The sequence below is a fragment of the Caballeronia sp. INML3B genome (assembly GCF_023631305.1).
GTDB lineage: Bacteria > Pseudomonadota > Gammaproteobacteria > Burkholderiales > Burkholderiaceae > Caballeronia > Caballeronia turbans.
In genome coordinates this window covers 1-12,865 of the sequence record NZ_JALQDI010000083.1, presented here as the reverse complement: position 1 = coordinate 12,865, position 12,865 = coordinate 1, and the positions used below count along the sequence as shown (strand labels likewise).

The window sequence follows — 12,865 nt, the reverse complement described above, 5'->3', positions numbered from 1 at the left end:
TTCGGCGTCTCTGTTTCATCGCAACACTCCCGCCGCATAATAGCGTTATTGTGTTGCATCGACCGGTTGAATCCGCCCTGTATTACGGACATTGCTGACTGGATTCGCTCGGCCCGCGCCGCGAGGCATGGCCTAAGCGGGTGCGGTTTAACGCTTCGACACGGTCGCACGCGCCAACACGCCGTCCGTCGACGGTTGCATGGGCAAATTCTGACACGATGAAATCCGCGAACGCGCGCGCTGACGGTTTGGCGGCCCGGCCTGCTGGCAGAACGACGTGGACGTCGCCGGATCCAACTTCCCAGCCGCCGAGCACTCTCACGAGCGCCCCGTTCCGTAGCTCTCCGGCGCTGCTTCGACGCTCGAAGCGGCCAATGTCACTGGCGAGTTCGGCGAGCCTCAGCGTATCGCCGCAGCAAACCTCTTCGCGAGCACTGGGCGCGAGCCATCCGTTCTGCCAGAGTATCTACACGCCTGGATAAGTACATGGCCGGGATGTCGGGCCCCGTCGGTTTAGCGGATCGCGTAAATGAATTCGCAGAACGCAATACTTGCCCCGAGCTTTCGCGACAGGTCTGAGGCCGCGTTGAGTTGCAGTGCGGTCAACTCGCCGGTCTTGTGGGCCGCGTTGAGTCTCGACGCAGGTCCAGAAAGACTAAGGGCGGCCATGAACTTGTCCGATGCTCCAAAAATCGGGGTGGCGAACGCGGCGGTATGTTCATCTCGCGCGCCTGAAGTGAAGAGCGGCAAGGAAGGAGCTTTCTCGTAAAGCGGCTCGCCTAGTCCCCAGTATCTCAGCACCTGGCTGATCGCCGTGTCATCCAGAGGCAAGGATGTTCCGGCAAGCCTGGTCTCTCTCAGACCCTCAGACGGTTCCACTCGGAAAAGGCAAAGGCGCTGCTTCTTGTCAATGACGTAATACGACGCGCTCTCCTTCGTCGAGATGGCAAGGGAATGCAGGATCGGTTCGACGATCGTGGAGAGGTGGAAAGACTGCTCGTACAGCTTTCCAAGATACAGAACCCGATGACCGAGAGAGTAGGACCCTGCGTCGGACCGCACGACATACCCCATCCGTTCGAGCGAGTTCATCAGCCGATAAACCGTCGTCTTGTGCATGCCCGACGCTTGCGCGAGCGCGGCCAATGAAAGCGACTCCACACCTGGTTTGAAGCAATCGAGCAGCGAAAGCGCCTTTTCGACCGCTGCCACACCTTCGTTTCCCACGTTCGTTCTCCCCGTCGCTTGCCTTCTCGCCGCATTTTACACAGTAAAACGTCAGTCGCGAAGGTTTATACGGTACAACGGCGTTGCACCGTGTAAAAGGGTTAACGCCGATGGCGTCGCGCTGAGGCCATGATTAATATAATTTCATCCAGTACACCATAGTTGTACCAGATACAACTTCAATTCGAGGTGATTCCAAATGAGCACGATGTCCAACTCTTCCATCAACCGCAGTGTCGAGCGTGTGAGCCCTGAACTCGTCGAGGACGCTGCCAAATTCCAAGCCGCCATCCTCGCCGACGTGGCTGGCCGCCGCGGTACGCTCAACGGCCGCGTAAAGCCGCTCGCGCCGACGATGAAGGTAGCGGGACCCGCCGTCACCGTCGAAGTGCGGCCGGGCGATAACCTGGCTATCCATGCAGCGCTCGCTGTGGCCAAGCCGGGCGACGTGATTGTGGTGGATGGAAAGGGCGACGTCAGCTGCGCCCTGATCGGCGAGATCATGGCGACTCAGGCTCACGCCACAGGTATCGCGGGCTTCGTCATCGACGCCGCGGTGCGCGACTCGCACGAACTGGCGCAAGGCGAGTTTCCGGTGTTCTCGGCCGGCCTCAATCCGTGCGGACCGACCAAGAGCGTCGCAGGCCGCGTCAACTTCCCAATTTCGGTGGCGGGCGCCAGCGTCAATGCAGGCGATCTCATCGTAGGCGACGCTGATGGCGTCGTCGTGATTCCGAAGGACGACGTTGCGCGCATTGTCGAACTCGCGCAAAAGAAGCTCGACGCCGAAACCGCCCGTATCGCGGCGATCCGCAAAGGCGACACGCGTGCCGGCTGGCTCGAGAAGGAACTGCGCGCGGCGGGCATGCTCGCGGAAGGCGAGGTGCTGTAATGGCCGCGAATTCTGCAAAGCCCGTGCTGCTGGTGACGGCAGCGGACCTCGCTCTACAAGCGCTGGAGATGCTCGACGATTTTGAGCTCGTGTTCGCCGGCAAGCAGCCGACGGAAGACGACGTCGTCGCGCTGTGCGCACAGCACAAGCCGGTTGCCATCATCGTTCGGTACGGCAAGGTAAATGCCCGCATCATGGATGCGGCCGAGAACCTCCAAGTCATCTCCAAGCACGGCAGCGGCATCGACGTAATCGACCAGGAAGCCGCCGCTGCACGCGGTATCGCGGTTCGCGCGGCTACCGGAGCCAACGCCGCGGCCGTGGCGGAGCACGCGTGGGCGCTGATCCTGGCATGCGCGAAATCGGTTCCTCAACTCGATGTGCGGATGCGCGCGGGTCATTGGGACAAGTCGACACACAAGTCCTTCGAACTCGAAGGACGCACGCTCGGACTCGTCGGGCTGGGTGCCATCGGCCGTCGCGTCGCGAAGGCAGGTCTTGCTTTCGGCATGCAGGTTCAGGCGTTCGACCCGTTCGCGAAGGAGACACACGAGGGCGTAAAGCCCGTGTCACTCGAAGACATCTATTCCACGTCGGACATCGTTTCGCTGCATTGCCCGCTCACCGCGGAGAACCGCGCCATGCTGAATCGTGAAGTGCTGAGCCGATTCAAGCGCGGCGCGATTTTGGTCAACACCGCGCGTGGCGGTCTCATCGACGAAGAAGCCTTGATTGAAGCGCTCGCGAGCGGTCAATTGCGCGCAGCAGGCCTCGATAGCTTCGCCGTCGAGCCGATGACGACGCACCCCTTCCAGTCCGTTCCCAACGTCATCCTTTCGCCGCACATCGGCGGAGTGAGCGATGCCGCGTACGTGAACATGGGCAAGGGCGCGGCAGCGAATGTCCTGGCAGTGGTCGCGGAAAACGCGCGCAACGTGGCCTGATTCGGTAAGAGAGGTTAAGCGTGTTCTATCTCACATCGCCCGAAGTCCGCACCGCCGAAGTCTTCACGCGCATGCCGCAAAAGTTCCGTCAGCCGGACATTCAAACGGAATGGGCGCGCGCGAATCGAGGCGGCGTGTCCACGGATTCCTTCCTCGAAGGACCCGTTTGGGATCCTGCCGGCTTTTTGTTCGTGACCGATATCCCACACGGTCGCATCTTCAGGATTTCGCTGGCGGGCGAGTGGGAACTCGTCGCGAAGTACGACGGTGAGCCGAACGGAATGAAGCGTTTCGACGATGCCCATCTGCTCATCACGGACTATCGCAACGGGCTGATGCTGCTCGACATCGCGCGCGGAGAGGTTCGTCCATACCTCGAGCGGCGCAATACCGAGCGCTTCCGAGGCGTGAACGACCTGACCTTCGATTCCGCCGGAAATCTGTACTTCACCGATCAAGGACAGACGGGGCTGCACGATCCGACCGGCCGCGTTTATCGGCTCTCGGCGGGCGGCAAGCTGGACGTGCTGCTCGGCAACTGCCCGAGTCCCAACGGGCTGGTGCTGTCGCCCGACGAAAAAGTTCTGTTCGTCGGTATGACGCGGGGCAATTGCGTATGGCGCGTTCCGCTTCAGGCCGATGGTTCCGTGAGCAAGGTCGGCCAGTTCTTTACGTCGTACGGACCGAGCGGCCCGGACGGCCTGACCGTCGATCTCGACGGACGCATCCTGGTCGCCAATCCTGGGCTTGGCCGCGTGTGGGTGCTGAATCATCGCGCCGAACCGGTTGAGATTCTGACGAGCCCGGAGGGCGCTTCGCTCACGAATCTTTGTTACGGCGGCGCCGACATGAAGACGCTGTTCATGACCGAATCGGTATCCGGAACGATTCTGCGAGCCGACATGGCGGTCGCCGGCCCACTGCCCAAGCGAGCGAAGACGAGCTAGTCCGCGCGCTCGACTCATCCAAGCCACGAGAGAAACACGTCGCGCCGAAAAGAGTGCGATGGAGGAGCACACATGAACATATCGCAAAGTGTGAACGGCGCACAAACTTCGCCGATGACCGAAACGAAGCCGGTCCAGAGCATCAGCAGCGAGGAGTACGCCGCGAGCGAGCGCACCCTGGCGAAAGTCTTTCGTCGGATACTGCCTTTTATCTTTGCGTGCTACGTCATCAGCTACCTCGACAGAACGAACGTCGGGTTCGCGGCGTTGACCATGAACAAAGACCTCGGCTTGACGGCCGAGCAGTTCGGGTTCGGCGCGGGCATGTTCTTCATCGGGTATTTTTTGTTCGAGATTCCCAGCAATCTCATCATGCAGAAGGTCGGTGCGCGCATCTGGATCGCCCGCATCATGATTTCGTGGGGAATTCTGTCGATGGCGACGGCCTTCGTCGTCGGTCCGAAGAGCTTCGCAGCGGCACGCTTTCTCCTTGGGCTGGCCGAGGCCGGCTTTACACCCGGCATCTATCTGTATTTCACGCACTGGTTCCCGGGAAAGTGGCGCGCCAAAGTGACGGCAGCCTTTCTCGTTGGTATTCCGGTGGCCAATATCATCGGTTCGCCCATCTCCGGCGCGCTGCTGCAACTGGGCGGCATGCATGGGCTACGTAGCTGGCAATGGCTGCTGCTGATCGAAGGATTGCCTGCGGTCCTTCTCGGCATCGCGTGTCTGTTCGTGCTGGCTGACCGGCCGGAGAAGGCTAAATGGCTTTCCGACGACGAGAAGGCCGCGCTCGCCCGGAGGCTGTCGGCGGAGCAACGTGACATTGGTGCCAAGCACGGCAACAAGCTGCGCGACGCGATGACCAACTGGCGCGTGTTCGTGCTTGCGTTCATCAACTTCTGCGGCATCGTCGGGTCGATCGGCGTCGGCCTATGGATGCCGCAGATCATCAAGCAGCTCGGTGTCGAGCACGCCGTCGTCGGCTGGCTGACCGCGATTCCTTACGTCGCCGGAGCCGTGGTCATGCTGCTATGGGCAAAAATCGCTGCCCGAGCGGCGAACCGAATTCCCTACGTTGCAGGCGCGCTGGTGGTTGCAGCAGCGGCCCTTTGCCTGAGCACATACGTTGACGGCGCCGTTCTCAAGCTGCTGTGCCTGTGCTTCACGGTGAGCGGGATCCTGTCGTTTCAAGCCACCTACTGGGCGATTCCGTCGGGCTTTCTTACGGGCCGGGCGGCGGCGGGAGGTCTCGCGTTGATCGTGTCGGTCGGCAATCTCGGCGGTTTCGTCGGCCCGTCGATGATCGGTGCACTCAAACAGATGTCAGGCGGTTTCACCGTTCCGTTGTTCGCCATTGCGGCAGTGATGCTCGTCGGTGCGGCGACCATCGCATGGCTCGGCGATCCCGGCGCCAATGCAGGCGAGGCATCGGCGACGCATTAGAAGTCGCGCGCGTCGAACAAACAAAATCTGTTACCCACTGTCTGGAGACACCATGTCTTTGAAGAAGGCTCCCAAGAAAGCCAACCTCAACACTAGCTTCTCGCTTGGCGCCGTCGCAGCGGCAAGTCTGGTATTCGGATCAAACCTGGCGCATGCGCAAAGCAGCGTGACGCTCTATGGCATTGCCGATGTCGGCGTCGAATTCCTCAACAACACGACGGCGGGAGGATCGCAGGTCAGGGAAGTGTCGGGCAATCTGTCCGGCTCACGCTGGGGCCTGAAAGGCGTCGAGGATCTGGGCGGCGGCGTGAAGGCCATCTTCCAGTTGGAGAACGGTTTCAACATCAACGACGGCACGACCGCGCAATCGACGCGCGGCCTCGGCGCGAATCCGACGACGACCAGCCGGCTTTTCGGCCGTCAGGCGTGGGTCGGGCTTTCCTACAAGGGCCAGCAACTGACGTTGGGTCGGCAGAACGCCCTTATCTACGAACAGTCGATCGTGTTCGACCCGATGGGCGTGTCGTCCCGCTACTCCGCGCTTTCGCTCGACTACGCGCTGGCCGCGCGCATCGACAACTCCGCCAAGTACACAGGAAAGTTTGGCCCTGTGACGGCCCAGGCGATGTACAGCACGCGCTATGACACAGGATACGGTGCAGAGGTGCCCGGCGCGCTCATCACCGGCCGGTTCTTCAGCGGCGCCCTGACGTATGCGAGCGGCCCGGTTGCCGCGACTGCCGTCTACGAGCAACGCAACAGCAACACGGTCGCGACCAACACGAGCACCGAACGCCGCGCGCTGGCCGCTGCGAGCTACAACTTCGGGCCCGTGACCGCCTACGCCGGCTATCGCTATCTGCGTGCGTCGAATGCATTCCTGCCGACGAATCCGATCGCAGTCGCCAACGGTTCGGAAGCCAATGCCGCAAATCTCTACTGGCTTGGTGCGCAGTACCTGATCACGCCGTCGTTCCAGCTGACTGCTGCCGGCTACTACCACGACGTTCATTCGACGGGCGCGGATCCGTGGCTCGCCGTTCTGAACGCGGACTACTTCCTGTCGAAACGTACGGACCTGTACGCGACCGTCGCATACGCGCACAACAAGGACAATTCGGCGCTCGGCGTGAACGGCTACGGCACGGTCGCAGCGGGCCATAACCAGACCGGCGTCACCGTCGGTCTTCGCCAGAAGTTCTAACGACGCGATCCTGACGAGAAACCGCCGTGCAAATAGTCCATGCCCCTCACTTGCCTGTCCGCGAAGAATGGCTTGCGTTGCGCGAGGAGCCGATCCTCGAGCCCGAGCTTCTGATCGTCGATGCGCACCACCATCTTTGGGATCGTCAGACAGGGCGATACCTGACCGACGAGTTCGGAAACGATGTGCGATGCGGTCATCGAGTCGTATCGACCGTCTACGTGCAGTGTCGTTCGATGCTGCGCCACGACGGTCCCGAGTCGATGAAACCCGTCGGCGAGATCGAATTCGCGACCGGCATCGCGGCGATGTTCGCAAGTGGAGGGTATGGGCCGGCGCGCGGTTGCGAGGCCATCGTTGGCGGTGCGGATCTCACGCTTGGCGACGCGCTCGAGAACGTGCTCGAAACGATGCTGGAGGTTTCGGGCGGGCGGTTACGCGGCATTCGCAATCCGCTGGCGTGGCATGAAAGTCCCGAGGTGAGTTCCAGCCCAGTTACTCCACCGCGCGATCTGATGCTCGATTCCGCTTTCGAGCGCGGTGTGAAGACGTTGGCCCGTTTCGGTTTATCGCTCGACGCGTGGGTGTATCACACGCAGTTGGGCGAGTTGTACGAGCTGGCTCGCGCTGCAGCGGATGTGACGGTCGTCATCGACCACTTTGGAGGACCGGTCGGCGTCGGGCCGCACGAAGGCAAGCATGAGCAAGTATTCGCCGACTGGAAACGTGGCCTTGCACGTATGGCGACTCTGCCGAATACACGTATCAAGCTCGGCGGCGCGGGCATGAGCGTATTCGGCTTCGATTTCGCGCGCCACGACTTACCGCCTTCTTCCGAGGATCTCGCCGCCGCATGGCGACCGTACTTCGATACGTGCATCGAATTGTTCGGCGTCGAGCGCTGCATGTTCGAGAGCAACTTTCCCGTCGATAAGGGCATGTTCGGCTACGGCGTCGTGTGGAACGCCTTTAAAAGACTGGCTGGTTCGATGACGCCGCAAGAGAAGGCAGCGCTCTTTCGCAAGACCGCGGCGGCGACTTACCGACTGTCACTTCACGGAGACACATGATGAAGACAAGCGCGAGCCTTGCGCAGATTCGACCCGACAACGAGGTCAAGGGAAAGCGCTACAAGGACATCACCCGCGTCGAATGGCGGTCGCTTTCCCTTGCGGGACTCGGATGGACATTCGAGAGCTACGACTCGTTCCTGCTGTCGCTTCTTCTGCCGACGCTCGCCCTCCAGTTCGGTCTGTCGAAAGCGCAACTTGGGCTGTTCACGAGCATTACGGCAGCGGGGCAGATCGTCGGCGGGATTTTATTCGGCTATGTGTCGGACCGGCTCGGGCGCGTGCGCACGGCCATGCTGTGCATCGGCATCTACTCGCTGTTCTCGGGATTGCTCGCGTTCGCACCGAACGAGCACTGGTTCGCAACGATCCGCTTCTTCGGCGCGTTGGGAATGGGCGGAACGTGGACGGCCGGCGCGGCGCTGATTGCCGAAACCTGGCATGCGAGCCGTCGGGGCAAGGGCGGTGCCCTCATGCAGATGGGCTTGCCGATTGGCGCGATTCTCGCCATCACGATTTCGGGCATCGTCACGAGCGTCAACGATGGCTTGGGCGGCAACGGCTGGCGAGTGCTATTTCTGATCGGCGCGCTGCCGTTTTTTATCCTCTTCTTTGTCGCACGCAAGACGCCCGAGTCGCCGATCTGGCTTGAGCGCAAACGCGCAAACGCTCAGCCAGCGATCCAGAAAACAGCAATCGACGAAAAGCTCAACGTTCGAGGTCTCGTGACGGCGTTCACGTTCATCTTTTTCCTTCAGTACCTGTATTGGGGCGTGTTCACCTGGACGCCGACATTTCTCGTCGCGGTGAAACATCTCGACTTCGTGCACAGCCTCAAGTTCGTTCTCGCGCTTCAGTTCGGCGCGATCACCGGCTTTTTGTTGTTCTCGGCCTTTGTAGACCGTCTCGGTCGCCGGCCGATGTTCATGGCGTACCTGCTCGTCGGCGCGGCGGCGGTGTTCGGCTACATCATGTCGTCGAGCGCACTGGTTCTGATGGTGGCGATCTTCTTCACCGGCTTCAGCGTGAACGGCATCTTCGCGGGCGCGGGGCCATTTCTCGCGGAGATTATCGGGAATACGGCGTCGAGAGGGTTCTTCATGGGGCTCGCGTACAACGGCGGGCGGCTCGGCGGCTTTATTGCACCATTGGTCATCGGCACGTTGGCGTCGACATCGGGCGGCTTCGTTCTCGGGCTTTCGACGACGATCGTCGCGTTCATCGCGGCGGCCATCGTTGTGTTCTTCGCGCCTGAACGCGGGGCAAGGCGCTTTCATGAACACGGCCGCACGATCATCGGGCATCGTCAGCCGGCTTTTTCCCGCGCTGACCGAGCCGGCGCTGCGCCAATATCTCAGTGGGCAAGTCGCATCTGTTCTGGGCAGCTGGACGCAGAACGTGACCTTGAATCTGCTTGTTTATCACCTGTCGGGTTCGGCGGCGATTCTTGCCTTGCTGAACTTCCTGCTGTACGGACCGCAATTGATCGTCGCGCCGATCGCAGGTTCGCGGATTCGTTCCGAGAACGCGAGGCGTGTCACGCTTTGCGTGTTGACGGTGTCGCTCGTTCTGACCGGCAGCCTGATCACTTTGGGGACGTTGGGCGTATTGGGCGTCAAGCTGATCCTCGCGCATGCGCTGGCGATCGGCGTTTCGAGCGCCGTGGAAGTGCCCGCGCGCCAGGTCCTGCTGCTGACGAGCCTGCGAGACGGAACGCTCACCTCCAACGCCGTGGCGATGAACACCATGGTCTACAACGTCGGGCGGATGGTCGGGCCGACGATCGCGGGCTTCGTCTATCCGACGCTCGGACCGCGCGCATCGTTCGCCATCTACGCCTTGGCGCTTTGCTTCATGGCAACGTGCGTGCGCTCGATCCGCGTCTCCGATAAGGCAAGACCGTCTCGCGCTGAAAGCAGCCTGCGCGACGCGGTCGGCTATGTCATGTCGGACGCTTTTTCAGCGCGGTACCTGCCGATTCTGGCGTGCATCGGTTTGTTCGCGGCGAGCTATCAAACGCTAGTGCCGCTGCTCGCGGACAAGGCGTTTCACGACGCCGCACGCTTTACGGGCGCGTTCTTCGCGTGCGCAGGCGCCGGCTCGCTGAGTTCGGCGGTGCTGTTGTCCTCGGCCCTTGGGCCGCGTGCATCGGCTCGGTTCATCGCGTGGGCGCCGTGGTCGGCCATCGCTGCTTTGATGGTCCTCGCGACGACCGATGCAGCCGCCGCGTCCATGCCGGCTTTTTTTATCCTGGGCTTCAGCCTCACCTTCGCCGCTACTTCGACCAATGCAACGATCCAGCGACAGTGTCCGGAACACGTGCGCGGCGGACTCGTGGGCATGTACGGCATGGCCTACAACGGGACCATGCCGTTCGGTTACCTGCTTGTCGGGACGGTATCCGAAGCGCTGGGCGTGCGGCACACATTTGCGGCGATGGCCGTGGTGCTCGCAGTGGGTGTCATTTCCATCGTCTTGTGGCAACGATTCAAGGAACAGCGCTGAGGCGCAAAATAGAGTGGAGACAAACATGCAAGCTACCGGTGTCATGGCGAAATCGGACATGGAGCGCCGCACCATACGGAAGGTCGTATGGCGGCTGATTCCGTTCCTGATGATCTGCTACCTGCTGGCGTTCATCGACCGCGGCAACGTGGGCATGGCGTCGTTGCAGATGAATCACGACCTGGGCATGTCCGCGAGAGTCTTCGGATTCGGCAGCAGCCTCTTCTTCATCTCGTACTTCTTCTGCGAAGTGCCGAGCAATATGGCGCTGCAAAAATACGGCGCGCGAATCTGGATTGCCCGGATCATGATTACGTGGGGCATCGTGTCGGCGGCAACGGCATTGGTGCAGAACGCAACCACCTTCTACATTCTGCGCTTTCTCCTCGGTGCCGCCGAGGCCGGATTCTTTCCAGGCGTGTTGCTGTATCTGTCGTACTGGATTCCTGCGTCGTATAGAGCGCGAATCGTCGCCACGTTCATGGTCGCGATCCCGGCCGCGAGCTTCATCGGCTCACCCATTTCCGCGGCGCTGCTGCAGATGGACGGGTTCTGGGGCCTGCGCGGCTGGCACTGGCTCTTCATCCTCGAAGGCATTCCCACGGTGCTGCTGGGCCTCGTCTGCCTGTTTGTCCTGACGAACAAACCTGGCGATGCAAAGTGGCTCCAGGACGACGAACGGCAGTGGCTCGTCGATGCGCTGGCCAGTGAGACCAAGGCACCCAAGAAGGTGCTCGACATGCCGCTGACGAAGCTCTTTCGCAATCCCTATGTGTTGTGCCTGGCACTCGTTGATACCTGTGCGTCGGCTGCCGGCAGCACCTTGTCGGTCTGGCAACCTCAGTTGCTGAAGTCGTTCGGTCTGTCGGTCATGCAAACGGGTCTCATCAATTCGATTCCCTACGCAGTGGCATCTGTCTTGATGGTCTACTGGGGACGCCGGTCTGACCGTTCAGGTGAACGTCGCTGGCACACTGTCGTGCCGATGCTTCTGATTGGTGGCGGGCTGTTTGCAACCTCGCTGAGCGGCTCGCTCGTGCCGACGATTTTCATGCTGTGCGCAGTGCTCGTGGGTGCTTATTCCTTCAAAGGGCCTTTCTGGGCGCTTGCCACGGACATGCTGTCGAACAGCGCGGTTGCAGCGGGCCTGGCGACCATCAACGCGATCGCCAACCTTCTCGGCGGCGGACTCATGGTCAATGTGTATGGATGGGTCAAGGAAGCCACGGGCAGCTACGCATTGGCGCTAATGCCGCTCGCGGTCCTCACGCTCGTCAGCGTCGCAACGCTCTTAATGCTGACGCGCAACGGACAGACGAAACACCTGGCACGCAAGACGGAGACCGTCTGACCATGCAAAAAGCGACCAGACGAGGTTTCCTCAAGATGGGCGGGGCGCTGATGGCAGCGTCGACGTTGCCGACGCATGTCAAGGCGATCGAAACATGGTCCAGCGGGTCTGAGCCGCCCTCGTTCCGACTGCCTGCCGGAGCCGTCGATTGCCACATGCATATCTACGACGATCGCTTTCCTGTCGCTCCCGGCACGACGCTGCGGCCGCCCAATGCAACGGTGGAGCAGTATCGACTGCTGCAGGCTCGTCTTGGCGTTGACCGAAATGTCGTTGTGACGCCGTCGACCTATGGAACCGACAATCGTTGCACGCTGGATGCGCTGAAGCGAATCGGAAGCAACGCGCGCGGTGTGGCGGTCGTAGACACGTCGGTAAGCGACAAGGAGTTGCACGAACTTCACACGGGCGGCATTCGAGCTATACGGTTCAATCTCAGTTATCCTGGCGCAACAACGGTGGATATGCTGGCGCCGCTCGCGACGCGAATCGCTGAGTTGAAGTGGCATATCGAACTCGTTGTGCAAGGCGTCCGGCTGCCTGAACTGGAAAGCCGTCTCTCGGCGCTTCCTTGTCCGCTGGTGATCGACCATATCGCGCATGTTCCCGAGCCAGGCGGTCTCACGTCGGAGGCACTGCGCACGGCGCAGCGCCTCGTCGACAAAGGCAACACATTCATTACTCTGTCGGGCCCCTATGTCGATACGAAGACTGGGGCGCCTGCTTACGCGGATGTTGCGCCTGTGGCGAAAACGCTGATTAGCATGGCTCCCGAGCGAATGCTCTGGGGCACCGATTGGCCGCATCCGACTGAGAGAGGCGTCAAGCCAGATGACGCAGGTCTTCTCGACACTATCGACGGGTGGATCGGCAGATCGGATTGGCAGCAGAAAATATTTGTAGACAATGCCACGAGGCTTTATGGATTCGACTAGAGGCCGACGGTGGTTCGTGAAGACATGCTGCCCGAATTCCTGAGTAACAGAGTACACCGTTATCCGGATAATGATGCGTTTTGGGAGCTTCAGCACTCACGGCCCCGGCGAGTACGGCTCGAGTTCTTACCGATTTGAGTGACTGGAACTCGCCGCTTACAGACGCTAATGAGGGCCGGCGTCGAGTGACCATGTTGGGTCGTAAGTGTGAACTCGCCGATCCGGTCAGTTGCGGTCCTGCTGCCGACGCCGGGAACGTTCGCTGTCCGTTAAGGTTTATTCGATGCCTGCCATCGGCCGCAGAAATGTGCGTGCCGCCGCGCATGTCGGCAGGCGTCGAATAA

The 12,865-nt window shown here is 61.0% G+C and carries 11 protein-coding genes and 1 pseudogene; 10 read left to right on the top strand and 2 right to left on the bottom strand.

Translation table 11 applies throughout. The annotated features are described in order from the left end of the window. Positions 1-513: 513 nt before the first annotated feature. The gene (locus tag NCS58_RS33375) at positions 514-1,227 is read right to left on the bottom strand and encodes an IclR family transcriptional regulator (protein ID WP_250539022.1); all 714 of its coding nucleotides are present in this window, start codon (positions 1,225-1,227) and stop codon (positions 514-516) included. 199 nt (positions 1,228-1,426) lie between these two features. On the opposite strand from NCS58_RS33375, the gene NCS58_RS33370 reads away from it, so the two are divergent. The 5 genes from NCS58_RS33370 (at position 1,427) to NCS58_RS33350 (ending at position 6,660) form a co-directional block, all read left to right on the top strand. Then, on the top strand, positions 1,427-2,119 hold the full coding sequence (locus NCS58_RS33370; protein ID WP_250539021.1) for an RraA family protein: 693 nt from the start codon (positions 1,427-1,429) through the stop codon (positions 2,117-2,119). Further along, positions 2,119-3,063 (top strand): NAD(P)-dependent oxidoreductase, encoded by a 945-nt coding sequence (locus NCS58_RS33365; RefSeq protein WP_250539020.1) that lies wholly within the window; start codon positions 2,119-2,121, stop codon positions 3,061-3,063. Before NCS58_RS33370 ends, NCS58_RS33365 begins: the two co-directional genes overlap by 1 nt. Positions 3,064-3,083: 20 nt before the next feature. Continuing rightward, positions 3,084-4,010 carry an SMP-30/gluconolactonase/LRE family protein gene (locus NCS58_RS33360; RefSeq protein ID WP_061119351.1) on the top strand — a complete coding sequence of 309 codons (927 nt, stop codon included), beginning with the start codon at positions 3,084-3,086 and terminating at the stop codon, positions 4,008-4,010. 114 nt (positions 4,011-4,124) lie between these two features. Further along, positions 4,125-5,456, top strand: coding sequence for an MFS transporter (locus tag NCS58_RS33355; RefSeq protein ID WP_250478503.1), 1,332 nt, complete (start codon positions 4,125-4,127; stop codon positions 5,454-5,456). A 52-nt stretch (positions 5,457-5,508) separates the two neighbouring features. Beyond that, positions 5,509-6,660, top strand: coding sequence for a porin (locus tag NCS58_RS33350; protein ID WP_250478502.1), 1,152 nt, complete (start codon positions 5,509-5,511; stop codon positions 6,658-6,660). Here NCS58_RS33350 and NCS58_RS33345 read toward each other — a convergent pair. Further along, entirely contained in the window at positions 6,657-6,860 is a 204-nt protein-coding gene (locus NCS58_RS33345; RefSeq protein ID WP_250539031.1) for a hypothetical protein, read from the bottom strand. The genes NCS58_RS33350 and NCS58_RS33345 overlap by 4 nt on opposite strands. On the opposite strand from NCS58_RS33345, the gene NCS58_RS33340 reads away from it, so the two are divergent. The 5 genes and pseudogenes from NCS58_RS33340 (at position 6,771) to NCS58_RS33320 (ending at position 12,521) form a co-directional block, all read left to right on the top strand. Beyond that, positions 6,771-7,730, top strand: coding sequence for an amidohydrolase (locus NCS58_RS33340; protein ID WP_250539029.1), 960 nt, complete (start codon positions 6,771-6,773; stop codon positions 7,728-7,730). The two genes, NCS58_RS33345 and NCS58_RS33340, sit on opposite strands and share 90 nt — an antisense overlap. Further along, positions 7,730-9,009, top strand: a pseudogene (locus tag NCS58_RS33335) (MFS transporter). Before NCS58_RS33340 ends, NCS58_RS33335 begins: the two are co-directional and overlap by 1 nt. Continuing rightward, positions 9,006-10,235 (top strand): MFS transporter, encoded by a 1,230-nt coding sequence (locus tag NCS58_RS33330; protein ID WP_250539026.1) that lies wholly within the window; start codon positions 9,006-9,008, stop codon positions 10,233-10,235. Before NCS58_RS33335 ends, NCS58_RS33330 begins: the two are co-directional and overlap by 4 nt. A gap of 25 nt (positions 10,236-10,260) precedes the next feature. Continuing rightward, positions 10,261-11,586: an MFS transporter gene (locus NCS58_RS33325; protein ID WP_061119435.1), complete on the top strand. Its 1,326-nt coding sequence runs from the start codon at positions 10,261-10,263 to the stop codon at positions 11,584-11,586. 2 nt (positions 11,587-11,588) lie between these two features. Continuing rightward, positions 11,589-12,521, top strand: a complete 933-nt coding sequence (locus tag NCS58_RS33320) for an amidohydrolase (protein ID WP_061119345.1) — start codon at positions 11,589-11,591, stop codon at positions 12,519-12,521. Positions 12,522-12,865 lie beyond the last annotated feature (344 nt).